The sequence below is a fragment of the Erysipelothrix tonsillarum DSM 14972 genome (assembly GCF_000373785.1).
GTDB classification, from domain to species: domain Bacteria; phylum Bacillota_I; class Bacilli_A; order Erysipelotrichales; family Erysipelotrichaceae; genus Erysipelothrix; species Erysipelothrix tonsillarum.
On sequence record NZ_KB892378.1, the window covers coordinates 326406 to 353196 of the forward strand.

The following is a 26791-nucleotide window of genomic DNA, read 5'->3' on the forward strand; positions in this document are numbered from 1 at the left end:
TCTTCAACATGTGGTAAGACATTATCAAGTTTATCTTGGATCGTTACATTCTCTGCTTTTACAGCACCTTTATTTTCGGCTGTAATGACATAGTTTAAGGTTTCTCCAGGACTTGCAAAGTTATCACCACTTGCATCGTTTACTTCTTTATTTGATTTAACTTCTGGTTTTCCAGTAGGAATTTCAATTTCAGGTGTTGTTTCTCCAACTGTAGCTTTATTTGAGATTGTTGTAACTGTTGTTACATCAAGATCTGTTTTTACTACAACTGCGAAGCTTACGGATACCTTAGCACCGGCTTCGATATCAACACTGATTCCGTCAATTAAGTCTTGTACGCTATGTGTTGAGATGGTTCCATTGTTGTTTAGTGTTACAACAACAGCTGATGTATCTTCAACATGTGGTAAGACATTATCAAGTTTATCTTGGATCGTTACATTCTCTGCTTTTACAGCACCTTTATTTTCGGCTGTAATGACATAGTTCAATGTTTCTCCAGGACTTGCAAAGTTATCACCACTTGCATCGTTTACTTCTTTAGCAGATAGAACATCGGTATCACCTGTTGGAATTTCAATTTCAGGTGTTGTTTCACCAACTGTAGCTTTATTTGAAATTTTTGTAACTGTTGCTACATCAAGATTTGCTTTTACTACAACTGCGAAGCTTACGGATACCTTAGCACCCGCTTCGATATCAACACTGATTCCGTCAATTAAGTCTTTAACACTGTGTGTTGAGACAGCACCATTGTTGTTTAGTGTTACAACAACAGAAGATGTATCTTCAACATGTGGTAAGACATTATCAAGTTTATCTTGGATTGTTACATTCTCTGCTTTTACAGCACCTTTATTTTCGGCTGTAATCACATAGTTCAATGTTTCGCCAGGACTTGCAAAGTTATCGCCACTTGCATCTTTGACTTCCTTATTTGATTTAACTTCAGGTTTCCCTGTAGGAATTTCAATTTCAGGTTCATCATCGCCAATTGTTGCTTTATTAGCAATAGTTGTAACTGTAGTTACATCAAGATCATTTTTCACAGTAACTGTAAATGTAACAGAAACTTTAGCACCTGCTTCGATATTTACAGTCAATCCGTTTTTAACTTCATCAATGGTGTGAACTGAAACAACTCCACCATTATTTAAGATCACACTAACGTTACTTTGATCAATATATGGAAGTACATGATCGAGTGTATCTTTGATAACAATATTTTTCGCTTCAACATTCCCTAGGTTTTCGGCAGTCAGGTTATATGTTAATTTTTCTCCTGGGCTTGCAAAACCATCATTATTTTCATCAGCAACTGTTTTATTAGATTTAACTTCTGGTTTTCCTGTAGGAATCTCTATTTCAATTTCTTCATCGCCAGCAGTTGCTTTGTTAGCAATTTTTGTGATGTTCTTAACGTCAAGGTCATCTTTTACGACAACTTCAAAAGTAATTGTCACATTTTTACCAGCTAGAACATCAACACCGATTCCGTCAATAAGATTTTGAACAGAATGCGTTGTTTCAACACCATTATTATTGACAACAACGTTTACAGCAGATGTATCTTTAACATAAGGAAGCACTTCAGAAAGTGTATCTTTAACGATTACTGCATTTGCTTTAGCTGTTCCATCGTTCAACACTGTAATAATATATTGAAGTGTTTCTCCTGGACTTGCAAAGTTATCACCACTTGCATCTTTTACTTCTTTGTTTAAAACAACATTACTCTTACCTGTAGGAATTTCCACCTCAGGTTTTTTATCATCAACAAATGAGATGTTTTTGATTTTTGTAACAGTTGTTACATCTAAAGTTTTAATAATATCCACAGAGAATGTCGCAGTTGCTACTCCAAGCGCATCAATATCTACTGTGATACCGTTGATTAAATCATCAAGGCTGTGTGTGCTTATTACCCCTCCGTTATCAATTGTTACAACTACTGAAGTTGCATCATCAATATATGGAAGAACATCTGTAAGTGTATCTTTAATCGAAATTCCCTTCGCTTTAAAATCACTTTCATTTTGCGCTGTAATTGTATAGTGAAGTGTCTCTCCAGGTGAGGCAACGCCATCACCATCACTATCTGTTACGCCTTTGTTACCACTAATTTCTGCCACATCATAAACAAATGTAATATTTGCTGATGCAAGTGGTGTGTGCACAAAGTTTCCATCATCTAAATCATTTATTGCTCCCCCATCAAATCGGTATCCAATTAATTGATATGGTTCAATTGTTGGAGGTGTACGTTTGATTTCAATGAATTTTTTAACTGTTTCAGGATTATCATTTGGCATTACAAATCCAGTAACAGGATCTCCAGTACTTAAAACCTCACTGTCGTAGGATAGTGTAATCCAATTTTCTGGATTTCTCTCATATAAGAATTTGTGAGTGAATTTTTCATTGAGTTTGAATTTAACATCATCCAAATTAAATGATACCGGTGAAACTTGACCAGATTTAAAATTCCAGTAAATGTCTTCGTTATTTGGTAATACAGCATATTTACTAATATCTACTGTATCGTAACCAAATTTCGGAGATGCAATTACATTACCATTGACATCTAATGGAATACCATATTGTGTAGGATCATGATCAGTATTTGTCTTAACTACATTATCTGTAGTGCCATCATACAATTGTTCTTCTACAGTATCAACGACACCAACACCTTCATGCATGAGTTCAGTAGGTGTATAGAAGTTGTCAGCCGTATGCTTAGCAATAGTATGTAATTGACGACCATATGCTTTATCTCCAATCATAACAATCACGCGACTGTTATCCGATATTTCAAGTTCCTTTTTAATTATTTGTTTTTTGTCTGTTGATTCAATCACACTATCAATAAGTGTTCCCACTTCATACTTTCCACTGTCATAAAGTGCATCAAATACTTCTTTAGATATATCTTGTTGACTGAAATCTGTATTTGTAGGATCGTACGGAATTACAACATATTTCATGTATTGTAGTTCCGGTTTAATTGTAATATTTAATGAATCACTGTGATAAGAAGCAGGAATCTCTGCAGTTATTTCTACTTTGTCTGTTTGAGAATTATCTTCTTTTTTATAGATTTTTTCTAATGTATCACTAATTTCAAGTTTAATCGGTGCAATTTGAGGCGCACCACGCATAAACATAACTTCATAAGTATAGCGATCATATAAACCTGTTTTTAGGCTACCATTTTGGTCATATTTCGGATCATAATCCCAACCCCAAGCCACAGCTCCAGATCCATCATATCCCCACTTCATAATATTTCCATCTTCATCAAGCATTGTATATGAAGAACGGGAAGAAATGATTTGTCTTACTTTTGGAAGTGGTTTTAGTGCTAGATCCTTCCAAATATCATCTTCTGGCTTGTCTTTATATTTGTCATCATAAATTGTAGGGTGAAGCTGATTAAAGCCATATCCACCATAATTACCACCACGATTCTTTTGAGCACCGTCGGCTGGTGTTTTTGGATTGTAGTCATAGTTTTGAGTATCTCCATCCCCAAATACTTTAGGGAGTTGCACAGCTTGGGACTCCATTTGTAGTTGTGATGTTATAAACCCACCTTCTCGACCAAATCCATTATAGCGGCCACTACCCCATGACCAACTACGGCCATGTTGATCAATAAAATAAGAAACACTTTCTCCAGCAAAGATTTTTTGTGGAATTGGTGTATAACCCATCTCATTAATTTCAGATGCTTTGATTTGAACTGCTTCTGGCGTGTTCACACTCACAGCATGACCTGTTCCACCAGTACGTCCATAAACTCTACCAAATTGCCATACTGTATGATTTTCATCAAGTACAAGACTCGAATTAAAACTAGCGCTTATATCAATAGCTTTAACTCCTGATGGAATGTTTATTTTTGTTGGTTTATCCACAGTACCAGTGTTGCTTCCATTTCCTAATGAACCTCCGGTATTATGACCCCATGTCCATACACCACCATCTTCATCAAGCGCTATATTGTGGTTATCGCCCACCTCTATACGTGCGAATTTCACCGAATCCGGTACGTTAACTTCAGAAGGTGTAGAATGATAAGCAGGCCCGCTGTTTGTAAGTCCAATTCGGTTTCCGGCATTATAGCCCCAACCCCAAATTTTTCCATTTACATCAAGCGCAAGGATATGGTGCTGTTGACCACCTTTTCCTGCAACAATTTCCTTAATTTTAGGTAAGCCCGGTACACGAAGAGGAGTTGGATTATTGTTATTTGTATTTCCATTTCCCATTTGCCCTTCATTTCCACGACCCCAGGTGTAAACATAACCATCACTGTCGAGTGCATAGTTTGTTTCATAGCCTGATTGTACTTGAACTACCTCGATGCCATTATCCACAAAGTATGGTAAACGTCGCATACCTCCTGCATAATTTTGTTGCGTCGAAGTTAGTCCGAGTCCAAGTCGACCATTAATATTGTATCCCCAGGACCAAACAGCACCCGATTGATCAAGTGCTATCGCTCCAAGTTGGCCTGCAGTTGCTTGCGTAAACTTGACAGCTGAAAGCTGTCCTACAGATCCAGCATCATAGTCTTGGCTATCCGCAGCAACATTAAAAACACTGTTCGGATTAACACCAATGATACTGGTTAATGCCATCGCAAAACTTAAAATAACTTTTAAACTGTTTTTTGATAGTTTAGAAAATAAGCTGTTTTTTCTCTTATTAATCTTTTTTTTCATTTTACTCCTCCCTAACTATTACGTTCGAACATAATAGTCCCTTCATATAATAAGACAGCTTAGAAACTGTTTTGGTTCATTTTTTTGTTGTTTTTTTTAATATATTACATAAATTTTATGTTTTGGAAGGTAATTTTAACATTTCTTCGCCAATTAAATGTGAGAAAAAAAAGTTTGTTTTTTGTAAATTAAGTGATTGTCTGTTAAAAAATGCAAAAAAAAACAGGCTATTTCACGGAATAGCCTGCTGCTTGAATTGCTTGTTTAGCCGTATGAACCGTATCATTTGATCCTTCTACGGTTACGGATTTATTAATTAAACTGATGGTATATTCAACACGGGTGTTATCCAACTCTTCTGAGATGCGTTTAGCACACCCTTCACACTTCATATTTTCTACAAAAATTATATGTTTCATAGTTACCGCCTTTCTTTTATATTTTAATCTTAAATCTTCGCAAACGCAATGCATTTGACACGACACTTACAGAACTAAGTGCCATGGCTGCACCTGCAATCATCGGATCTAAAAGCGGACCATTAAAGAGGACTTTAAACAATCCGGCTGCAAAAGGAATACCAATAATATTATAGGCAAATGCCCAGAATAAATTTTGTTTGATGTTACGCATTGTTGCCTTGCTAAGAGCTAAAGCATTCACAACATCTTTAATATTATCTTTCATTAAAACAATTTTGGCAGAGTCAATGGCTACATCGGTTCCAGTTCCAACCGCAATCCCCACATTGGCTTGAACCAAAGCGACCGCGTCATTAATGCCATCCCCGACCATCATTACTTTTTTTCCTTGATCTTGGAGATATTTAATTTGTTCTGCTTTTTCCTCCGGCATCACTTCCGCGAGAACGTGGCTGATGCCAATTTGATGAGCAATCGCATGAGCTGTATCCTGATGATCTCCTGTTAACATAATGACATCAAGATTCATTGCGCTTAAAGCAGCTACCGTCTCAATTGCTTCAGGTTTGATGGTGTCCGCAACCGCAATAACCCCAATAACTTCTTTTTGATTAGCCACAAACATTGCCGTCTTTCCTTCTTGCGCTAATCGTTTAATGTCATGTATATAGTGGTGCGTTGAGATACGCTGTGCATCCATGAGTTTTTCATTACCTATTGATATAAATTGTTCGTCGACAATGCCTTGAATCCCCTGACCCGAAATTGTTTTGAAATCCTTAATGGGCAAAAAGGAAAGATTTCTTCGTTCTACTTCTTGAGTCATCGCAAGTGCCAATGGGTGTTCTGAAGCACGTTCAAGCGAACCAACATAAGTCAAAAATTCACTTTCATTCAGTGCTGTAAGAATGTCAGTAACGACTGGTTTCCCATGAGTAAGCGTCCCTGTTTTATCAAACACAACCGTATCAATATGTGCCGCTTCTTCAAGCGCTTCGGCTGATTTAATAAAAATTCCGTTTTGGGCTCCGACACCCGTACCAACCATAATTGCAGTCGGTGTTGCTAATCCCAGAGCACAAGGACATGCGATCACCAGAACAGTCACAAATATCGTTAACGCACGTTCGATATCTTTGGTCCCAATATACCATGCAATTGCAGAAATTAATGCAATTACCATAACTACCGGAACAAAGACACCCGCAACTTTATCCGCAATCTTTGCTATTGGCGCTTTCTCATTTTGAGCATCTTCGACTAACTTAATAATTTGCGCAAGTTTTGTATTTTGGTCGTCTACTGTTACTTCTATAATAAGGCGTCCGTTCAAATTTATCGTTCCCATCACGACATCATCATCAATCGTCTTATCAACAGGAAGACTTTCCCCAGTAAGCATTGATTCATCCAGTGAACTGGAGCCTTCAAGAATGCGTCCATCCATCGGAACTGAGGTACCGGGCTTGATTAACAGTTGATCCCCAATCGTAATTTCATCCGCATCAATCTCTACGATTTCTTCACCACGAACAAGCAAGGCTTTTTCGGGTTTCAAACTTAATAATGATTTAATGGCACTTGTAGTTTTAGACTTACTGCGCGATTCCATCGTCTTGCCAAGGCGTATTAAGGCAAGGATCACCACAGCAGATTCGAAATATAAGTGATGCACAAAGTGACCTTCACCACCCATAATTTTAAAGAGACCATATAAACTATAAAGAATCGCACTTCCAGTTCCAATGGCAACAAGAGAATCCATATTAGGATGACCTTTCAATAATGTTTTAAACCCTCGTTTAAAGGTACCGCGATTTAGCCAAACAATTGGAGCAGTAAGCATAATTTGTAAGATGGCATTATTTAGAGGATGCATATCGGGATTCAGCAAGCCCGGAAGCGGGAGTTTATACCGAAACATTTGTCCCATGGTAATGTAGAGTATCAATCCAGCAAGGACAAGGTTGATTACAAGATGACGTTGCTCTTGTTTTGCTTTTCGCTCTTGAACGAAATCAGTTTCCTCAACAACATCCTCTAGCCGTATCGCTCCGTAACCTTGTCCCTCAATCACATTGATAATGTCGATTAATTTGAGCTTTTGTGGATCATACGTTACTTGTGCTTGCTCAGTCATAAGATTCACGTTTGCTTTTTCAATGCCTTCAAGACTCTTTAAAGCACCCTCAACATTCGCAACGCACGAGGAACATGTCATATCTTGGATTTTTAGATCAACTTTTTTTAGAACAAGTTCTTGAGGGATATTGAGTCCATAGCCGCTTTCTTCAACTGCTTGAATAAGCTGAGCTTCCGGAATCTCTTGACTTGAAGATACCACAGCCTGATTTGTTATGAGATTAACATCTACGTGTTCTACCCCTTCAACCTGCGCAATCGCCTTTTCAACATGAGATTGACATGAGGCACACATCATCCCCGTTATATTGTATGTTTTCTTTTCCATAGAAACATCCTCCTTGTTCGTCTACAATTGTAGTTTATCACCCAATGCCTTTCAAAACAAGTTCTTTGACTACAAATGTAATTTATCGGTGAAAGCCTAAAAAAAACTCACCGCTATGCGATGAGTTGAACTCTTAGAATTTCATGGAGATTGCTGCATCAAGCGCAATTTTCATCATATTAGTGAATGATAATTGACGTTCTTCAGCAGATGTTACTTCTTGTGTTACAAATGAATCTGAAATTGTAAGTACACAAGCCGCATGTTTATTTAATTTTTTAGCGTTTGCAAAGAGTGCAAAGGATTCCATTTCAACACACGTTACACCATGGTTCTTTGCCAGTTCCTGCCATGTAACACCGGAATCGCGGTAGAATACATCACTTGAATGAATTCGACCTTCTTGCATTGGAATGCCTAATTTTGTTGCTGAAGCGCGTAATTGTTCATTTAAGATTTTACTTGGTTCTAAGACATCTTCTTCGTAACCAAATCCAACTTTCGCAAATGATGATTCACTGTATGCACTATCTGAAAGAATTACATCGTAGACATTGAGTCCTTCAACATAGGATCCCGCAGAACCGATACGGATAATTGCTTCAACATCAAATTGTGTATAAAGTTCATATGAGTAAATCCCAATACTTGGTTGACCCATTCCAGAACCCATAACCGAAACTTCGACGCCGTTGTATGTTCCAGTATATCCAAACATATTACGAACATCGTTAAATTGTTTAACATCTTCTAGAAATGTTTCTGCAATAAATTTTGCGCGAAGTGGATCTCCAGGCATAAGAACAACTTTAGCAATTTGTCCCTTTTCAGCATTAATGTGTGGTGTAGCCATAAATATAAATTCCTCCCATTTATTTAATTCAATTATACCATAGCCACGATAGAGATTCATTACCTTTGGTGTAAACATATAAAAAGCTCTGACGAATCAGAGCTTATGGTTACTATTGATTGAAGTGTTCGTAAACGGCTGTCGCAATCGCAATATCGAGCACACCCGATCCGTTGCTTTCATAAAGCGTGATTTGGTCGTCATTTTCACGTCCCACTGCTTTACCGATTAATACATCACCCACCGAACCGGTGACTTTACTTGTATCAATTAGACCTTTTTCAAGAGGAATCAAGATGTCCCCCGCAACCTTCAACATTTCATCAACATGTTCAGTCACAAGTTTATCGGCCATGACAACCATGTTTTCATCAATCTCTTGCATAAATGGAGTAAACGATCCAATTGCATTGACGTGAGTTCCTTTTCGAATTACAGATGAATCAAACACGGGTTTGGTTGATGGTGTACATGTACACAAAATATCACAATCATGAGCCAGTTTATTGGCATCATTGTAAGCAACAATCTTGTAATCACGATTTTTCGCTTTTTCAAGTCGTGCAATGAAGTTATGCATACGAGCTTCATCAAGGTCATATACATAGACTTCTTGAAGATCGCGCACTTCTTGGATTGCAAGGATTTGGGTAAAGGCTTGAATTCCAGTTCCAATCACTCCTAATTTATTAGCATCTTGGCGTGCCATAACTTTAGTTGCAACTCCGGCTGCCCCACCTGTTTTAATTGATGTAAGATAGTTCGCACCGACAATTCCTAAAAGCTCACCCGAATCTGCGGAATACAGACTGATTTGCGAGATAACCGTAGGAATGTTCTTGGCAACATTAGATGGAAAACTGGCAGCATACTTAATGCCAAAGAATGGTTTATTCTTCATGCAGGCAGGCAACCAAATGCATGAACTTTCATTACCACGAACTGGTAATGTGATACGATCAACATAAAAGATTTCATCATGAGAACATGCTTTGAATGCTTCTTCAATAATGCCTAAGGCTTTGGGCATATCCAAATACGATTCAACTTCTTTTTCTTCTACAAATAACATTATACTTCCTCCACATTTTCGATTTTTGTTACAGTTTCATAAGGTTCATACGTTTCAGGATTAATACCATCTTCCTTCATATTACGGTCCATGTATTCATCCCATTTCTTCCCATCATATTTAAAGAAAGCAACGAAGATAACAATAATAATCAGCATGGTTAAAATTCCTGTTGAAAGACTGATGGTTTGGATTGGACCAAGACCACCAATGAAAATCAATACGAGTCCCAGTGCACCCAGTGCAATGGCCCAGAAAATACGATTCCATCGTGCCGGTTCCTCATCAGCTGGTAGATTGTTTGTGGAAACAATGGAGAGTGTGTATGCTGCACTGTTAATTACAGTTACCGTTGAAACGGCCATAACGCCAAGCATTACAACCAGTACGACGGTTGCCAATGGCATCGTTTTAATAATGGCAATAATTGCAGATGTAACACCTTCATTTTGGAAGATTGAGATTACATCAACAAGACCTGTTTCGTATGCATTCATACCATAGTATCCCAAGGTAATGAAGTGTAACCAACATCCAACACAGGAAGCCCCAGTTGCACCCAATACAAGTTGACGAATCGTACGTCCGCGTGAGATACGTGCTAAGAAAATTCCCGTATTCAATGCATAAGCTGACCACCAAGCAAAGAAGAAAATTGTCCATGTTTGTGGGAATGATCCTGCCGTGTGTGGTTCTGAAGCGAACATCATCTTAAAGTAGTCATTAACAAGAACACCCATACTATCAGTAAAAGTGTTGAGCATGTATGATTTAGGACCAATTAAGAATACAAATGCCAATAAACCAATTACCACAGCAAGTTTTATATTACTGATTGTCTTCATCGATTTTTGAAGTCCTCCGTAGACTCCAAATACAAAGAAGATGGTAAAGAATACTAGAATTCCTGCATCAATCCATAATGTATATTCGATATTAAATAAATCAACAATAATTGCGCTGATTAGAGGGGTTGATAATCCAATCGCTGCGGATACCGCTCCAATAATCCCCATCATATATACAATATCAATAACCTTTCCTAAGAATCCCTTCGCATTTTTTTCACCGATAACTGAAGTACATGCCGTACTTGGACGGTTTGTTTCTTCGCGTTTAACAAAGAAAAAGAATCCAAACACAACGGCTACGGTTGCATATAAACCATAGGCTGAAGGTCCCCAATGGAAGAAACTATAGGTAGATGCCCATGTCATTGCTTCCCGTGATAATGGCTCTGCACCAAATGGTGGAGCCGTAGCATATTGGAACCACTCGCTAAATCCCCAATAAATTGCTACCCCTGATGTTCCAGCGGCAAACAACATTCCGAGCCAAACGGGTGTACTAAATTCCGGTTTTTCATGACCTAATCGTTTGTTTCCATATTTACTGAATGCTAAATAGACCATGATGAGCGTATTTGCAAAAAAGAACCATTGCAAAGCCCACCCAAATTTTCCTGTTATTACGCCAAATATCTTATTAAATGAATTACTTGATCCTTCTGGGAACAATGCAACTAATGCACAAAAGATAATAACAATCCCTAACGGAATAAAAAACAATGCCTTGTCAACAGTCGCTTTTTTTCCTTGAGACTTATCTTTTACTGTCATAACGCTCCTCCTTATTTGTGTGATTTAATTAACAATCTAATCACTTGATTACATTTTAACCTAATGATTAATTATGGTATAGTATATAAGTAAACAATATTTAACTATTTATATAAAAAAGCATAAAAAAAACACATAAAGTCTGTGTTTTTGTCAAATATGCGATATAATTCACATAGTAAGGAGGATGTTATGACAAGCACCCATAAGGATCTTAAAAAACAGCGAACAATGTTATATTTTATGCACGCTGCAAAAGAAATTGTAAATACGGAGGGGATTCAAGCGATTACCATTCGCAAAGTAGCCGATATCGCAGGATATAACAGTGCGACCTTGTATAATTATTTTGATAATCTTGAGCAGCTCATCGCATTCTCGATGATTCATACGATTACAGACTATCTTCACTACCTCGATTATATTGTAGACATGAAACTTAATGAATTGGATAAGTATCTCTTAATGTGGCGTTGTTACTCTGAATGCTCATTTCAAGAGCCCGAAATTTATGCCTATGTCTTCGATTCCGCAAAATCTGATGAGATCCTTGCACAAATTGATGTTTACAATAGAATTTTCCCAATTAATGAAAAAACACAACCCAGTCACATTAACGATCTTGTAATTGGACAAGATATGAATCGACGGAATCAATTATCGATTGGTCCCTGTGTAGATGCAGGTTATTTTAAAGAAGAAAATGTATCTTATATTGTGAACTTCGCATATATTATGCACCAAGGTATTACAAGACGGTTGATTAAGGGCTACTATACAGATGGCGTGAACCATGCTAAAGAATTTCTAACTTACTTTGTGGAATTCTTAGAAAACTATGTCCAAGAAGACTTAATCGATCGCAATACAGTTTCAAAAATATTAAGTTATAATTATAAAGACGAAAAACACCAAGGTTAAACTTGGTGTTTTCTTTTGAGAATCTTTATTAATTTATTAGAATATAATCATTGATAGAACAAACATAAATACCGTTCCAGCAATCATCGGTACCGAAGTACGTTTAACAATATCAAATGGTTCTTCTTTAGTCGTTCCCGCTACAATCATTACAACGGCTGATACTGGGGATACCGCGCGTAATAGATTTCCTGCAAGTCCCATTGGAACTGTAACTGCAAATGGACTGATACCAGCTGCTGCTGCAAGTGGAACCATTAGTGGAACCATAGCATAGAATAACGCCATACCACTACCACTAAGAAGGACAATTAATGCCGTAAAGAGAACTAGGATTAATGGTAATACAAATCCTGATGCTTGCGTTGTTTGCATTACTGTTTGTAATTGACTGATTAAGCCAATTGCTTTAAGTCCATTAACGAATGTCGATGCAGCAACAAGAAGTACTACAATTCCCATTGCATTTCCCATTCCTTTAAAGAAGTTTTCGGTAGTTGATAAGACTTCTTTACCATCACGTTTACGAACGAGTTCACACACAATCGCAATAATGAAGGACATAATGGATACCACTTCAACGGATAAGTTAATCTTCGATCCTGTAATAGCGTTTATTGCAAATACTACAAGGAGGATTAAGATAGGAAGTAATGGTAAGAGTGTATAAACAAATTTATAAAGTCCGCCACCTTCAATTTTCTTAGGTGCTTCAACTTTAATATCAACGTTACCGTTGTTTTGTGCAACCATTTTCTTGTCGCAGTATTTTTGCCAGAATGTATGTACAATTGCCATCACAAGTAAGGTTGGAACAGAAACGATTGCATGGTGTTGGAATACATATTCTGCAACAGGCATTCCGAGTTCAGCTGCAATAGCAACGTTATCCGCACCAAGAGGTGTTGGCATAACGGTTGCTGTTGTTGCAATAATGGCTGCAGCCGTCAGTGTTGTCATCCCTGATTCTTTAAGCACTGGGTAAAGTGTTGCAAGTAAAATAATTGATAAGTTTGATGCACTTGGAATAACAAGGGATAACAAGTTACCCAATAAGAATACGATTGGTACTAAAACATAAGGGGATTTAATCCCTTTTAAAGGTTTTGTAAGTGTGTTAACCGTAACTTCATTTGCGCCAATAGCACTCATATAAGCGGTATAACCACCCAGAACAAGAATTACAAAACCAGAACTTGGTAATGTTTTCTTAAATTGTTCAATGATAGCAAGCAAGGGATCAACAAGGATATGTACAGGTTCTTCAATAACTGTATTCCCCATTAAAATTGCAACAATCATTAATAAAATACCCACTCCAAACAGGGTGATTTTAATATCTAATTTCTTTAACAGCATAAATATAACGATAGCAACAGCAACTAGTCCTGCGCCATACATAATAAATGGATTCATAACTTTTCTTCTCCTTTATATATTAGTTTTCTGTATTACATTTTTGAATTGATTCTAAGAACCATGATTTGAACATCTCAGCATCAATATCTGTTGTTACTTTAGCATTTTCAGGCTGACCACAATATCCTTTAAGATCAACTACAGTCGCTCCTGAAGTATATTCTCCCTGTGTCTCAATCCCAACAAATGTTTCAACTACTTCAAACATTTCAGGTTTGAGTAAGTAGGCAATCGCACAACTATCATACATCTTTAATCCAACTCCGAAACTTCCACCACGGTATGTTTTAAAGAGATGATAGAACATATTCCCTACTTTATTCATATCTTTAATTACTTCTGAGTCTTCTGGATAGACTAATGCTTTAAGCCCAACATCAAGTCCAGCCATAACAATGTTCATGCCGCTTTCAAATACAATTTTAGCTGCTTCTGGGTCTGCTTTAATATTAAATTCAGAGTAAACACCCGCATTCCCACGACCAACGCTACCACCCATTAAAACAACTTCATCGATGTTTTCCATAACCTCAGGGTATTCACGAATTAAAAGCGCAATATTGGTAAGTGGACCAATCGGAACAATCGTGATTTTTTCATCGCTATTCATAATCACTTCTCGCATTGCTTCAATCGCATTTTTATCTAATAGCAAACTACGATCTTCTTCCGGGAAGTCATAACCATCCATTCCCGTTTTACCATGTACACCACTTGCATCAATCGGTTCCCTTAAAAGCGGACGGGATGCCCCAATGGCAACCGGTACATTTTTTCCGTAAAATGGTAATAATTTAAGAATGTTTTTGGTGACCTTCTCAATACTTACATTCCCAGCAACGGTTGTAATTAACTGCACATCCAATTCTTCAGAAAAGAGTGCAATGGCTAAAGCGACCGCATCATCAATTCCTGGATCGGTATCAATAATAATTTTTCTTTTATTCATCATTTCCTCCTTGATTCATAAAATCAACTAACATTTCAAATGTAGGAAGTGCTTCCTGAGCACCTTGTTTTGTACAAGCGAGCGCTCCCGCTGCACTTGCATACGTCAATGCTTTTTCAATTCGCCAATTTTTACTTAAACCAAATAATAGCGTTCCAATATATGTATCACCAGCACCGGTTGTATCCACAACATCTACTTTAAATGAACGAATACGAATACTATCGCTTTGACTTACGCAAACACTGCCTTCACCACCGAGTGTAAACACAACACAACCGACACCACGTTTGAAGAGAATTGCTGCAGCCTTTTCACAATCATCTGCATTCTTAGGGAATATTCCCGATAAGATTTCGCTCTCTGATTGATTAACCACAAGATAATCAATCAATGGATAGAAATCATCATTCATGACCACAGCGGGTGCAGGATTTACAACCGTTGTCATTCCTAAAGCTTTCGCACTTTTTAAACCTTCAAAGACGGCATATAAGGGTACCTCAAATTGTGTTAAGAAGAAATCTTCTTCATTTCCTTTTAAGGCTTCATGAATCCGAGGAACACTAATATTTGCATTTGCTCCTTGATTAATAATAATCCGATTGTCATTATCCGTTTTAATAATAACTGCAGTGCCTGTATGCTCATCCTCACTAATTAAAACATTTGATGTATCAATCCCGAAGTTATTGAGTGCATTTAATGCAAGTTGTCCATGATAATCACGACCAACACTTCCAATTAAATAGGTTGGAGCGCCAAGTTTCGCACATGCAGCAGCTTGATTACCACCTTTTCCACCAATTGCTTCAAAATAGTCATAACCCGCAATGGTTTCACCTTGCTGCGGAATACGATTTGCTGAAATCATTAAATCAGCATTAACACTTCCCAATACATAAACTTTACTACTCATAGAATAATACCATCCCACTTCCTAAACCTTCAGTAGGTCTTTCAATAAAACCATACTTAGCGTAAAACTTTTCAACACCTGGTGTAGCCATCAGTCCCACATAAGCACCTTTACAAGCGTGCTTGGATAAGTAGTTGAAGAAAGCCTTCATAATCAATTCGCCACAACCTTGGTGCTGATAATCCGGATGTACAATAACATCCTTGAGAAAGAATACAATTCTTCCATCACCGACGACACGTGCAATAGCAACCGCTCGGTCACCATCGTATACCACAACATCGTATAAATCATGATCGAGAGCAATCTTTATATCCTCTAAATCGTATTCTTTAAAGTGACATACTTCATGCATTTCTCGATAAAGCGCCGGAGTAAGCACATTTTCTACCAATATATAATCTTTAGTCTTCATGATAAAGCGCTTTACCTCCTTGTAATTTAAGTTTACACCGGTTTGTAACCGCTGTCAATAGTTTTTGATAAAGCGCTTAACCTATCTATTAAAAAAAAGTGCGAATTCATATTCACACTTTATTCTACTAACTCTGGTTTCAATATTGTATTTGCAAAAAAAGACTTATCCTCAATCTGTTTGAGGAGCTGGATACATGACGTTTCCGCTAATAATTCAATATCTTGAGACACAGAAGTTAATTGGATTCCAAACATTTCTGATTGTTTTAGATTATCATAGCCAACCACTTTTAAAGTTTCTTGACTAATCCCTGACTCAGCCATGGCTTTTAAAAGACCATACGCCATAAGATCGTTACACGAAAAAACGCCATCAACATCGTTTCGCTTCACAACCTCATGGCCAAAGTGATATCCCGTTTCATAACGATAATCCCCTTCAAAACGATTCGCTTTCTTAACATTCAATCCAGCTTCATTTAATGCACGTACATGTCCCTCATACCGTTGACGACCATTATAGGTCAGTAACGAACCCGTAAAACATACAATCTCTTTACAACCTTGATCAATTAAATATTTGGTTGCAATATATCCGCCATATTCGTTATCATAGGAAACTTGATTTGTAACCACACTTTCAAAAACACGGTCAACCAGTACGAACGGAACACCAATAGCATCTAATTGTTCTTGTATATCTTCATTCATGCGATAAGACTCTAACGAGGGGCATATGATTAAGCCATCGACCTGACGATCTTTCAAATCTTTAATGAGCGTTCGATCATTCTCCGCTCGGTCATCACTATTCACAACAAAAACCAAATAACCTTTATTTCTTAAGTTATCTTCAACATGTTTCGAAAACGAGGAAAAATATGGATTTTCGATATCCGGAATAATTAAACCAATCGTTTGCGTTTTATTCATTGATAAACTACGCGCTACAAAGTTTGGTCGGTAGTTTAACTCTTTCGCAATCGTCTTTATCTCGATTTTTTTATTTTCTGAAATTCTTGAAGGTGCATTATTCAGTACTAAAGAAACCGTTGTTTCAGAAACATTCGCAAGTTTCGCAATATCTTTAAGTCGTACTTTTTTCATCTGTTACCTCCAATATTACCTATATTGTATCTTAATTTAACAACAATTAAAGAACCATTCGTCCTTTTTTTCACGATATATTTACCAGTTAGGCAATTTTAGGCTCCTTTTCGTATTATTTGTTCACTTTTAATTGTATCGACACAATCGTCATAAGGTTTGATAATCGCCACCATCAAATAATTCTATGATACAAACAATTGAAGTAAATTATTTATGTGGTAGCATTGGCATATACATAGAGGAGGAACGATCATGGCACAATATGATGTTAGAGAAATGTATAAAGCGTTTACCGGTGGATTAACTGAGTTATCACGCACACAACGCGAAGGTGTTGGGGCATTTATGAACTTACTTGGAAAGAGCTATGCACCGGGTGCATTAGACCCAAAAACGAAAGAATTAATCAGTGTCGGAATTGCCGTTTATAACCGTTGCGAATACTGCATTGTTTACCATACACATGAGGCATTAAAACATGGGGCAACGCGTCCAGAAATCGAAGAAGCTGCACTTGTTTCAGTTGCTTTCGGTGGTGGACCAAGCATGGCATACACCGTTACCTTATTGAAAGAAAGTCTTGATGAATTCGAGAACGATTTCAAATAAAAAAAAAAGGGAATCACTTTAATGTGATTCCTTTCTTTTGTTTGTAATGATAACAAGCAGTAATCCGCCTAAAAGCGTAATCATACTTCCGATTATCCATAGTGGCTCTGTTGCAATTCCAGTAGACGGTAAACTTCCCGTATTAACTAAATTACTCGAACCGTTTTGCGGATTCTTATCCATTTGTTGTGGTTTATCCGTATGACCCGTATTTTCCGGGTTCTCTGTATTCCCCGGTTTTTCAGGATTACTTGGTGTTTCAGGATTATTCGTTTGAACAAAATTCACCCATTTCCCAAGATCATGGTGTGGATCATCAATCGAGACTTCAATACGATGGGAAATATTTGATTTTTGATATCCCTCAGGAGCTTGGATTTCTTCAACTCGATATATTCCTTCAGTAAGGTTTTCAAATTCAATGAGTCCATCACTATCTGAAGTGAGCTTTTGAAGCGGTTGATCTACCGCCGGATTCGCATTTCCATCCCATAGTCCGAAGACCGCACCTTGTAAGGCATGATCCGTTTCATCAACTTTATGAATCTGGATGCTCCCATCCGTCATGTGCATATCACGTTTATTGATCACATTACCTAAATCAACATTCAGATTCTGTGGCGTAATAATGGCTTGATATGTGTCATTTCCAAGAATATATCCTTGGGGTGCCGTAATTTCTTTAATCGTGTACGTTCCTTGATCGATATTGATAAACTCTACAAGACCATCCGCTTGACTTGAAGCCGTCGCGATTGGTGCCTGATTTTGTGCGTGCTGTTCCCATATTCCAAAGACCGCACCTTGAAGACCTTGACCTTGTTCATCAACTTTAGTTAAGGTAATTCTACCATTGTAAACAATTACAGTTTCATCATTTTTAATATCTTCATGAACGACTTCGAGTTCTGTTCCATCGACTTTAATTGGATATACAGTTGAATCTAAATCATATCCTGTAGGTGCTGCAATTTCTTTTAACTGGTAATCACCTTGAATTAAGTTGTTGAAGAAAACAAAGCCATTAACACCACTTGTCGTTTGCATCATCGGTGCGACAACATCGGTATCTTCGCCATCATGCCATAGACCAAATAGTGCACCAGCAAGAGGATTGTTGTTTGCATCCGTTTTCTTAAATTCGATACTTCCAACAGAACGTATTAAGCCAAGATCAATATTATCAATCGACCCACCACTGTTGAGGACAAACACTTCAGATTTGAAGTCTTCATCAAATTTAGAATCGCGATTGGTATTTGTCCCTTGATGGGATGGTGAAGGTTTATAATGCTTATCCGCATAGTCTGCATCAACGCGATAACTACCCGGTTTTACATTTCTAAATTCATATTTACCGTTTGCATCCGTCTTTGTTTTCATTACGACGGTTTCACTTTGATCATCATAAACGCTCACTAAGGTTAGCGAAACGTCTTTGATCCCTTTTTCATTTGAATCTTGAATTCCGTTTTCATTGCCATCTTCCCATACATAATCACCGATGTGCCCAAATTTAACAAACCCGGCATCAATGTGTTTTGGTTCCGCTTCTTTTTTCAGATTAACATAAGCTTCTGACATCGCTTTATTTCCGATTGAGAACGCAAAATCATTATCAATGGTCTTATCATTACCAATATGGAATTCCGTCGGATGATGAGCAATTGGAGTATCAATCTCTACACGGTATGGTTTTTGGTATAAGCTTCTAAATTTGTATGACCCTTGATTATCGGTATCAAAGGTATTAACAAGAGAGTCATTCCAGTCATAAAGTCGAACTTCACGATTTTTTAATAACGGTTCATTTGTATCATAGATACCATTACCATTTTCGTCAATAAATAGTTTTCCTTCAAGTTCACGATCAGCTACTTCTGAACTTAAGTAAATACCTGCTTTTAACGGTTCACCAGGCAAGAGATACTTGGTACCATTTTCTTCGAATTCCCCACCTGCGGAAATCGCCATCCAAGCTACCTTTACATCATCTGATTGAGTGGGAAGTTCAACTTTTATGTCATAGGCTACATCTTCTGCAGCATCCAACCCATCCTTTTTCACAATTTTTAACGCTACGGTATCATCCGGTAACGGGGAAACGGTATCCCATAGCACCCAAGTTGAACTTACTTGATTAAAATCAACAAGTTCTTCACGATTAGCTTGTGGAGTCGCATCAACTGAATAATAAACCTCCTCTTGAGTTGACAAAGTTCCTGTATTCTTGTTTATAACTCCTACAACTTTAGGAAATAAATCCGATTTCTTATTGCTTTCATTGGTTACCATACTGTCATTTGCAATTGGTAACATCGCAATAACATGCATTTCATCAATTTTTGCTTGACCCTTATTTTTTATTTTGAGCATGTAAAATCCATCAGTTTGTCCTAGAACGGCATTTGCCGTTTGTGTATAAACACCACCATTGGTTGATGCTCGAACAATCTGGTCTAAACGAAGATCATTAACGAAATTTACAGTACGCCATTTTGAAGCTTCGGCTACACGAATTCGCCCATAGACGGGTACATTTTCAAAATAGTTGTTATTTTTTTCGAATTTTTGAGACAGATCGTTTGACCCCAAAAAGGTATTGATTTGAGCGGAAGTTCCATAACGTCCCATTCCCGTAATCCGAACACGTCCAAAATCATTTCCCCATCCCCAATTTGGCATATCTTGGTCATAGGTTACACGAATCACATGCTTGTCACTGTGCGGATCTTCCACAATTTCGATATCCGCATTTGGCATACCATTAACGGTTACATTTTTAATTTCAATATTTCCATCCACAATAAAATAAGCTACTGGTTGATTAAGTTTATCCGAACCAACATTATGAAAGCGAAGTTCAAAGTTAAACTCCTCACCATGAGGAAGTGTTCCAGGATAAAAAGGTGATTCCCATCCTGCAAATCCAATATTGGGTCCACTGTATTTATACGTTGTTTGACTCAATAGTTGACTATCCGAATTATTTTGGATTACTTCATAGCCACCCTTTACTTCTTTTTCGCCTGAGACATAAACCGTATTCGTAATACCATCATCGAAAGAGGTTCCCGCGTTTGTTATGCCTGCAGTTGTTTGTGACTCCACAAAAACATCCACACTTCCCGATTCAGGAGGAATGATATTTGAGCCTTCATACGAGTAAACAAATTTAAAACGTGTGACATAATCATCTGCATCTAGGTTTAAACTTGATAAAGCAATATTTCCTTGGTAAGCAGGAACACTTAAGACATTCCACGTCCCAGGATTTTTAAATGTATCATAGAAAATCTCTGTCTTAATTTTTCCTGTTTTTAAAGGGTTCTTTCCTGCCTTTGCTTCCCATCGGATTGCTGAGAATCTTTGCCCTTCAAAAAAGTCGACTTCATTTTCTTGTTGTGGATCATCGATTAAAGTTAGGTCTTTAAATCCTGAAATAGGTTGAACATGAACCTTATATTCAATGGTCTCTTGCGCTTGTCGATAAATTGGATTCGTAGCCGATTTGTTCATACTCTTAGAAATGGGTTGCGACGTTCCTGCTCCTACCGTTTCTTCAAGTTCGTAATAATCCTGAACCGCTTCATCCAGTCCGTATCGATTTGCTTTGTAATCAATTTTAATTTTATGTTTCTTTTGACCTGTTTCGACAGGTTGATATGAATAAGTGAATTCTACTACTTTTTTATCATCCAAAACATCATGATTTCCCATTGCGATTTTCGCAACTTGCGTTCCATCAGCCAATGTTTCAACGGGATAATTTTGTCCCTCATACATTACGGATATAATATTTGCTTCGCTTGGAAAGGTAATCATAACTTCAACATCTTCACGGTTTAATCCACCAACACTGTTTTCAGGTAAAATATCAATGGTAGATGTGTGAACGAAGACAGGGTCTCCCTCTTCCGTCGTCGCACCGTCCAAAGCCTTAGGAGCTGCAATATTTTTCGGAGTTACTACTGTTTTATCCAGTACAACACCATTCATATTATCAGCAGTTAATTCAACATTGGGATTAAAAATATCGGCTGGAATTGTTGTTCCAGGTTCAAACTTAAATTCTGCATGAAGTCTTAATAATGAACCGATTGCTCGCTCATCATTAAATGAAATTGTAACCTGGTCTCCCGGTTGCGGTTGTGCAGGTGCTACGGTATAAAGTCCATTTGATTGGGGAAAATCAACAATCTCTAAATAACTTGGAATTGTTAAATGAACAGCATAGTTTTTCACCCCTTCTTCCGCTTGAATACCGTTGCTTAAACTGTTTAATTGTAAATCAACTGAAAAAAGATCATTCGTAAGCGGATTTAGATTCGATACGTTAATAACACCGACTAAATCCCCTAAAATAACATTCCCTCGAGTCATCTCTTTCTTTTCTTCATGATTCATTTTGTCCGATGTTATTTCTGTAGTTGCATCATCGTTATGAGTTTGGTCATTGTTTGCACTGATAACCCCTGTCGATAACGAGAACACAAGTAGAAATACCATTATTGTTTTAAATAAACGATTTGTTTTCACTGTATACCTCCTAATACCTTACATACCTCTAGCATAGAAATAGAATTTGTTGCTAAAGTGATAATGTAATTAAATGGTTATAAGATGTTATCGAATCTTTCAATCATCATAAACATATAAAAAAACCATCATCAGTAGAGAGTGATGATGGTTTCGATATTTTATTATTTTTTTGCTTTAGTAGGAATTTTTCCTGCTGGGTAGTAAGCATGTTCTAAGATTGATTTCATATCTTTAACTAGTGGAAGACGTGGGTTACATGGTGAACATTGGTCTTCGTATGCAAGATAAGCGATGTTTTCTGTTTCAGCCATAAATGCTTTTTCATTAACACCTTGTTCTTGGAAACTCATTTTAATACCACAACGTACTGCTAAGTCGTGACATGCTTGAGCGTAGCTTTCTACACCTTCTTCAGTTGTGCTTGCTGGTAATCCGAGGATACGAGCTAATTCAGCATAACGTTCGTGTGCACGGTATACATTGTATTTTGGCCACATTGAAGGTTTTTCTGGATGTGTACCGTTATAGCGTACAACATATGGAAGTAAGATTGCATTGATACGTCCATGAGGCATTTCGTGGAATTTACCACCAATTTTATGAGCTAATGAGTGGCTCATACCTAGGAACGCATTAGCAAATGCCATCCCTGCAAGTGTTGATGCATTATGCATTTTTTCACGTGCATCCAAATCATTTTTACCATTGTATACAGCACGTTCAAGGTTTTCAAATACCATCTTAATGGATTGAATTGCAAGACCATCTGTATAGTCATTCGCGAAGTTAGAAACAAATGCTTCTGTTGCATGAGTAAGAACATCAAGACCTGTATCTGCTGTTACGGAAGCTGGTAAATTTGTCGTAAAGATTGGATCAACAATTGCTACAGTAGGAACAAGTGAATAGTCAGCTAGTGGGTATTTTTTATTTGCGTCAGTATCTGTAATAACCGCAAAAGGTGTTACCTCACTACCTGTACCGGAAGTTGTTGGAATACATACGAGTTGTGCTTTTTCGCCTAAATCTGGGTAACGGAATGCACGTTTACGGATATCGACGAATTTTTGTTTTAAATCGTTAAAGTCTACATCTGGATGTTCGTAGAAGATCCACATTCCTTTAGCTGCATCCATTGGTGAACCACCACCTAAAGCGATAATTGTATCAGGTTGGAATGCTTTCATCATTTCATAACCACGTTTTACAGTATTTAATGATGGATCCGGTTCAACATCACAGAATAATTGAATTTGTACTTTATTACGACGTTTGTTGAGTTGTTCAACAATCAAGTTATAGTAACCAAGATCAACCATAGCACGGTCTGTAACAACGAATACACGTTCTACATCACGCATTGATTTTAAGTATTGAATTGAGTTTCTTTCGAAATAAATCTTTGATGGCACTTTGAACCATTGCATATTGTTATTACGTCTCCCAATCTTCTTAATATTCAATAGGTGAATTGCACTTACGTTATCGCCTACTGAGTTATGTCCATATGAACCACAACCAAGAGTTAATGAAGGAATAAAGTCATTATAGATGTTTCCGATTCCTCCGAAGGTTGATGGTGAATTCCAAATGATACGGATTGCAGGAACTGTTTCCCCGAATTTTTCTGAAAGTTCTTTTGATTTTGTATGGATTGCTGCAGAGTGACCCATTCCATCAAATTCAACCATTTGACGTGCTAAACTAATTCCTTCGTCGCTGTCTTTTGATTTAAGAACTGCAAGAACAGGTGATAATTTTTCACGTGTTAAAACTTCGTTTGGTCCAACTTCTTTACATTCTGCTGCAAGAATGATTGTATTTGAAGGTACTTTAATACCTGATTGTTCGGCAATCCACGTTGCGTCTTTACCAACAACATTTGGATTGAGTTTTGCTTCAAGAACATTTGCATCTCCACTTGAAACACCAAACATAAATTTCTCAACTTTTTTCTTATCGGCAGCTGAGAGGAAGTGCATACCATATTTTTTGAATTTTTCGACTGCGTCATCATAAACATCTGTATCAATAATAACCGCTTGTTCTGATGCACAGATCATACCGTTATCGAAAGATTTTGATAACACAATATCATTCACAGCTTGTGCAACGTCAGCAGATTTTTCAATATAAGCTGGAACGTTTCCGGCTCCAACACCAAGTGCTGGTTTACCACAAGAATAAGCAGCACGAACCATTGCATTACCACCTGTTGCAAGAATTGTTGCAACACCATCATGGTTCATTAATTCATCTGTTTTTTCTTTTGATCCACGTTCAATCCATTGAACACAGTGTTCAGGAGCACCTGCAGCAACTGCAGCATCATATACTACTTTTGCAGCAGCAATACTACATTTTTGAGCTGATGGGTGGAATGAGAAAATAATAGGATTACGTGTTTTTAATGAAATGAGTGATTTAAAAATAGCTGTTGAAGTTGGGTTTGTAACAGGTGTAATCCCACAAATTACGCCCACTGGATCAGCAATTTCAGTGATTCCTGTAACTTCATCATCACTGATAACACCTACTGTTTTAAGGTGACGCATATGATTAATTACATGCTCGCAAGTAAATAAGTTCTTAGTTGCTTTATCTTCAAAACAGCCGCGTCCTGTTTCTTCAATTGCAAGTTGTGCTAAAACACCGTGTTGATCGAGTGCAGCAACACTCGCCTTCGCAACAATATAATCTACTTGTTCTTGGTTTAATTCCATAAAGCCTTTCAACGCTTTTTGGGCATTGGCAACAAGTTCATTTACTTCGTTATCTAATTCTACTTTTTTAGTTGTCATGGTATGTGACCTCCCTTGTTATTTCTTTCACATACATATTGTATGTTGGTTTCGAATCATACTCAAACAATTAGAACAGAAAAAGACAAAAATAAAACTAAATTCGTGAAGTTGTGCTTTGTTAAGCGTTTTCATTGTGAAAACTATCACGAATTTAGTAAGTTTTATGATTTTGCGTCAAATTTGGTTTTGCACTTAGGGCAAGTTATTTCGATCTTTCCCTTGCGACGTGGCACGCGAAGCCGTGTTTCACATGTCTTGCATGTGAAATACTTATACTTTGGCCATTCCTTAAGACGCTTGAATTTTGACCCTATTTTACTCAAAAAGGTCAAATAATTTTGATTTTCTTGATAGCGTTTTGGGATGTTACGAGAAAAGGTTCGGTAATACACATAGATGAGTAAGGCAAACCACACCAATTGAATCCACCCTTGTCGTGTTAAAATTCCAACAACTGCAATCACAACTCCCAAATAGAGCAAATGTTGGTTAAGCTTGTCTGTGCCATATCGGCCTTGCATAAATCTTATAAATTTTTGTTTCATTCGAATGTCACCGTATATTGATGCATAATATCATCACCTTCATTCAGACTCTTAACACTGAGTTTCTTACGAATATCATCATAACCGCCAAATTCATCCGCAATACCAATCCAAGGTTCAATACATACAAATGGAGCCATTTCACCGTTTTTATGGGGCATCCACAATGCGAGATAATCAAATCCATCATACTCAACACATACCGATTCATTTGTTTTTTTATTCATGAGTTTAACAGCACTGGTATGATCGTAAATCAACGTCGTATCTTTAAAGTTTTCTTCTGTAACAGCAATGGTCTTTAAATCAACAGATTGTTTCCCATCAATAAAACCTTCTTTAAGTCCATATTGATGAACGTTACCATTATGGGTAAATACAAATTCATAATCCCCTTCTTTATCCAATAAAAATGCAGGATGAGCACCAATTGAATAATACATTTTTTTTGTATCTTTATTGAAGATATGCCAGGTTACTGTAATACGATTTCCGTCTAATTTATAGGCAATTTGAACTTTATGTTTAAAAGGATAAACATCTAACATTGCATCATCACTATGGTATTCAAACACGAATTCATGCTCAGTATGACGCACAACTTCGAATATTTGGTCCCGTAAAAATCCATGTTGTGATAAATGATATGGTTTACCATCTACATAATAGGTTCCTTCGTAAACCTTTCCTACAATAGGAAAGAGTACCGGCGAAACGCGTCCCCAGAAATAGGGATCCCCACTCCACATTAATTCTTTCTCGGTTTTTTTGTTATATACACGACGAATTTCTGCTCCTTTTTCATTAAATTCTAAAAGCAGCCACTCGTTTTCTAATTTCATCATAATTCCACCTCTTTTTACCCTTAGATTATATCATGTCCTTTTTAAAACAACGGACCATTCACTATTTTTACATGAAATAACATAATGCCTAATATAAAAAAAACAGTTCATATGAACTGTTTAATACGCTTCCGCAAAAACTGCAACGTGCTCATTACCATGAATCAATTTAGACACAGGACAGCGTTCATGCGCTTGGCGCACAAGTCGCTCACTTTCCTCAAGAGTCAATCCTTCGATTGCTAGATAAGCGCAAGCACTAAAATAAAAACCACTTCCATTGGCTTCTTTATGCAACTCAACGTCTACACGAACTCGGGATTTATGATCTAATTTTCGCGCTTTAAGCAACGCTTGACTTGTTGCATTTAAACATGTGGCCCATGACATGGCGAGAAGTTGTTCAGGATTTGAACCCTCCGCCTCATCCAATGGTGGTGTCATGCTGAGCGCTAAACCATCAACGATACGTGTTTGGTTGGGAACAATCGTTTCATTAATTGCGGTTGTTTTATAAATTGCTGTCATTATAATCATCCTCCTAT

18 protein-coding genes are annotated in these 26791 nt (G+C 37.3%); 2 read left to right on the plus strand and 16 right to left on the minus strand.

Annotated elements, in window-relative coordinates:
• The 6 genes from B096_RS09600 to B096_RS09605 form a co-directional block, all read right to left on the minus strand.
• A partial coding sequence (locus B096_RS09600) for an RCC1 domain-containing protein (RefSeq protein ID WP_039736914.1) occupies window positions 1-4730 on the minus strand: 4730 nt, incomplete at its 3' end.
• 227 nt (window positions 4731-4957) lie between these two features.
• Window positions 4958-5149, minus strand: coding sequence for a heavy-metal-associated domain-containing protein (locus B096_RS0105175; RefSeq protein ID WP_018579694.1), 192 nt, complete (start codon window positions 5147-5149; stop codon window positions 4958-4960).
• 16 nt (window positions 5150-5165) lie between these two features.
• Window positions 5166-7622, minus strand: a complete 2457-nt coding sequence (locus B096_RS0105180) for a heavy metal translocating P-type ATPase (RefSeq protein WP_018579695.1) — start codon at window positions 7620-7622, stop codon at window positions 5166-5168.
• A gap of 133 nt (window positions 7623-7755) precedes the next feature.
• Complete coding sequence (gene deoD / locus B096_RS0105185; RefSeq protein ID WP_026254115.1) at window positions 7756-8475, minus strand: purine-nucleoside phosphorylase; 720 nt, start codon at window positions 8473-8475, stop codon at window positions 7756-7758.
• A gap of 112 nt (window positions 8476-8587) precedes the next feature.
• Window positions 8588-9547, minus strand: a complete 960-nt coding sequence (locus B096_RS0105190; protein WP_018579697.1) for an ornithine cyclodeaminase family protein — start codon at window positions 9545-9547, stop codon at window positions 8588-8590.
• Window positions 9547-11166, minus strand: coding sequence for a BCCT family transporter (locus B096_RS09605; protein WP_018579698.1), 1620 nt, complete (start codon window positions 11164-11166; stop codon window positions 9547-9549). Before B096_RS09605 ends, B096_RS0105190 begins: the two co-directional genes overlap by 1 nt.
• A 192-nt stretch (window positions 11167-11358) precedes the next feature.
• Here B096_RS09605 and B096_RS0105200 point away from each other — a divergent pair, with 192 nt between their 5' ends.
• Entirely contained in the window at window positions 11359-12087 is a 729-nt protein-coding gene (locus B096_RS0105200) for a TetR/AcrR family transcriptional regulator (protein WP_018579699.1), read from the plus strand.
• Between the two features lie 36 nt (window positions 12088-12123).
• On the opposite strand, the gene dcuC is transcribed toward B096_RS0105200, so the two are convergent.
• The 5 genes from dcuC to B096_RS0105225 all read right to left on the minus strand — a co-directional run bounded on the left by dcuC (window position 12124) and on the right by B096_RS0105225 (window position 16898).
• On the minus strand, window positions 12124-13503 hold the full coding sequence (gene dcuC, locus B096_RS0105205) for a C4-dicarboxylate transporter DcuC (protein ID WP_018579700.1): 1380 nt from the start codon (window positions 13501-13503) through the stop codon (window positions 12124-12126).
• Window positions 13504-13525: 22 nt separating this feature from the next.
• On the minus strand, window positions 13526-14455 hold the full coding sequence (gene rihC, locus B096_RS0105210) for a ribonucleoside hydrolase RihC (RefSeq protein ID WP_018579701.1): 930 nt from the start codon (window positions 14453-14455) through the stop codon (window positions 13526-13528).
• Window positions 14448-15374: a ribokinase gene (locus B096_RS0105215; protein WP_018579702.1), complete on the minus strand. Its 927-nt coding sequence runs from the start codon at window positions 15372-15374 to the stop codon at window positions 14448-14450. Before B096_RS0105215 ends, rihC begins: the two co-directional genes overlap by 8 nt.
• Window positions 15367-15789, minus strand: coding sequence for a GNAT family N-acetyltransferase (locus tag B096_RS0105220; protein ID WP_018579703.1), 423 nt, complete (start codon window positions 15787-15789; stop codon window positions 15367-15369). Before B096_RS0105220 ends, B096_RS0105215 begins: the two co-directional genes overlap by 8 nt.
• Before the next feature lie 119 nt (window positions 15790-15908).
• The gene (locus B096_RS0105225) at window positions 15909-16898 is read right to left on the minus strand and encodes a LacI family DNA-binding transcriptional regulator (RefSeq protein WP_018579704.1); all 990 of its coding nucleotides are present in this window, start codon (window positions 16896-16898) and stop codon (window positions 15909-15911) included.
• Window positions 16899-17153: 255 nt separating this feature from the next.
• On the opposite strand from B096_RS0105225, the gene B096_RS0105230 reads away from it, so the two are divergent.
• Entirely contained in the window at window positions 17154-17510 is a 357-nt protein-coding gene (locus tag B096_RS0105230; RefSeq protein WP_018579705.1) for a carboxymuconolactone decarboxylase family protein, read from the plus strand.
• A gap of 18 nt (window positions 17511-17528) precedes the next feature.
• Here B096_RS0105230 and B096_RS0105235 read toward each other — a convergent pair whose 3' ends face one another.
• The 5 genes from B096_RS0105235 to B096_RS0105255 form a co-directional block, all read right to left on the minus strand.
• The gene (locus B096_RS0105235; protein WP_018579706.1) at window positions 17529-22049 is read right to left on the minus strand and encodes a SpaA isopeptide-forming pilin-related protein; all 4521 of its coding nucleotides are present in this window, start codon (window positions 22047-22049) and stop codon (window positions 17529-17531) included.
• A 164-nt stretch (window positions 22050-22213) separates the two neighbouring features.
• A complete protein-coding gene (adhE, locus tag B096_RS0105240; protein WP_018579707.1) occupies window positions 22214-24853 on the minus strand; it encodes a bifunctional acetaldehyde-CoA/alcohol dehydrogenase in 2640 nt (879 codons plus the stop codon).
• Between the two features lie 164 nt (window positions 24854-25017).
• A complete protein-coding gene (locus B096_RS0105245; protein ID WP_018579708.1) occupies window positions 25018-25401 on the minus strand; it encodes a hypothetical protein in 384 nt (127 codons plus the stop codon).
• Window positions 25398-26246 carry an aldose 1-epimerase family protein gene (locus tag B096_RS0105250; RefSeq protein ID WP_018579709.1) on the minus strand — a complete coding sequence of 283 codons (849 nt, stop codon included), beginning with the start codon at window positions 26244-26246 and terminating at the stop codon, window positions 25398-25400. The genes B096_RS0105245 and B096_RS0105250 overlap by 4 nt, the downstream gene beginning before the upstream one ends.
• Window positions 26247-26366: 120 nt before the next feature.
• On the minus strand, window positions 26367-26774 hold the full coding sequence (locus tag B096_RS0105255) for an OsmC family protein (protein ID WP_018579710.1): 408 nt from the start codon (window positions 26772-26774) through the stop codon (window positions 26367-26369).
• Window positions 26775-26791 lie beyond the last annotated feature (17 nt).

What these genes read in the sequence shown, in the direction of transcription:
- B096_RS0105190 (WP_018579697.1), bottom strand. Translation starts at nt 9,547, where the DNA reads ATGTTATTTGTAGAAGAAAAAGAAGTTGAATCGTATTTGGATATGCCC.
- B096_RS0105250 (WP_018579709.1), bottom strand. Translation starts at nt 26,246, where the DNA reads ATGATGAAATTAGAAAACGAGTGGCTGCTTTTAGAATTTAATGAAAAA.
- deoD (WP_026254115.1), bottom strand. Translation starts at nt 8,475, where the DNA reads ATGGCTACACCACACATTAATGCTGAAAAGGGACAAATTGCTAAAGTT.
- B096_RS0105225 (WP_018579704.1), bottom strand. Translation starts at nt 16,898, where the DNA reads ATGAAAAAAGTACGACTTAAAGATATTGCGAAACTTGCGAATGTTTCT.
- B096_RS0105175 (WP_018579694.1), bottom strand. Translation starts at nt 5,149, where the DNA reads ATGAAACATATAATTTTTGTAGAAAATATGAAGTGTGAAGGGTGTGCT.
- B096_RS0105215 (WP_018579702.1), bottom strand. Translation starts at nt 15,374, where the DNA reads ATGAGTAGTAAAGTTTATGTATTGGGAAGTGTTAATGCTGATTTAATG.
- B096_RS0105245 (WP_018579708.1), bottom strand. Translation starts at nt 25,401, where the DNA reads ATGAAACAAAAATTTATAAGATTTATGCAAGGCCGATATGGCACAGAC.
- B096_RS0105200 (WP_018579699.1), top strand. Translation starts at nt 11,359, where the DNA reads ATGACAAGCACCCATAAGGATCTTAAAAAACAGCGAACAATGTTATAT.
- rihC (WP_018579701.1), bottom strand. Translation starts at nt 14,455, where the DNA reads ATGAATAAAAGAAAAATTATTATTGATACCGATCCAGGAATTGATGAT.
- B096_RS0105255 (WP_018579710.1), bottom strand. Translation starts at nt 26,774, where the DNA reads ATGACAGCAATTTATAAAACAACCGCAATTAATGAAACGATTGTTCCC.
- B096_RS0105180 (WP_018579695.1), bottom strand. Translation starts at nt 7,622, where the DNA reads ATGGAAAAGAAAACATACAATATAACGGGGATGATGTGTGCCTCATGT.
- B096_RS0105220 (WP_018579703.1), bottom strand. Translation starts at nt 15,789, where the DNA reads ATGAAGACTAAAGATTATATATTGGTAGAAAATGTGCTTACTCCGGCG.
- B096_RS0105230 (WP_018579705.1), top strand. Translation starts at nt 17,154, where the DNA reads ATGGCACAATATGATGTTAGAGAAATGTATAAAGCGTTTACCGGTGGA.
- adhE (WP_018579707.1), bottom strand. Translation starts at nt 24,853, where the DNA reads ATGACAACTAAAAAAGTAGAATTAGATAACGAAGTAAATGAACTTGTT.
- dcuC (WP_018579700.1), bottom strand. Translation starts at nt 13,503, where the DNA reads ATGAATCCATTTATTATGTATGGCGCAGGACTAGTTGCTGTTGCTATC.
- B096_RS09605 (WP_018579698.1), bottom strand. Translation starts at nt 11,166, where the DNA reads ATGACAGTAAAAGATAAGTCTCAAGGAAAAAAAGCGACTGTTGACAAG.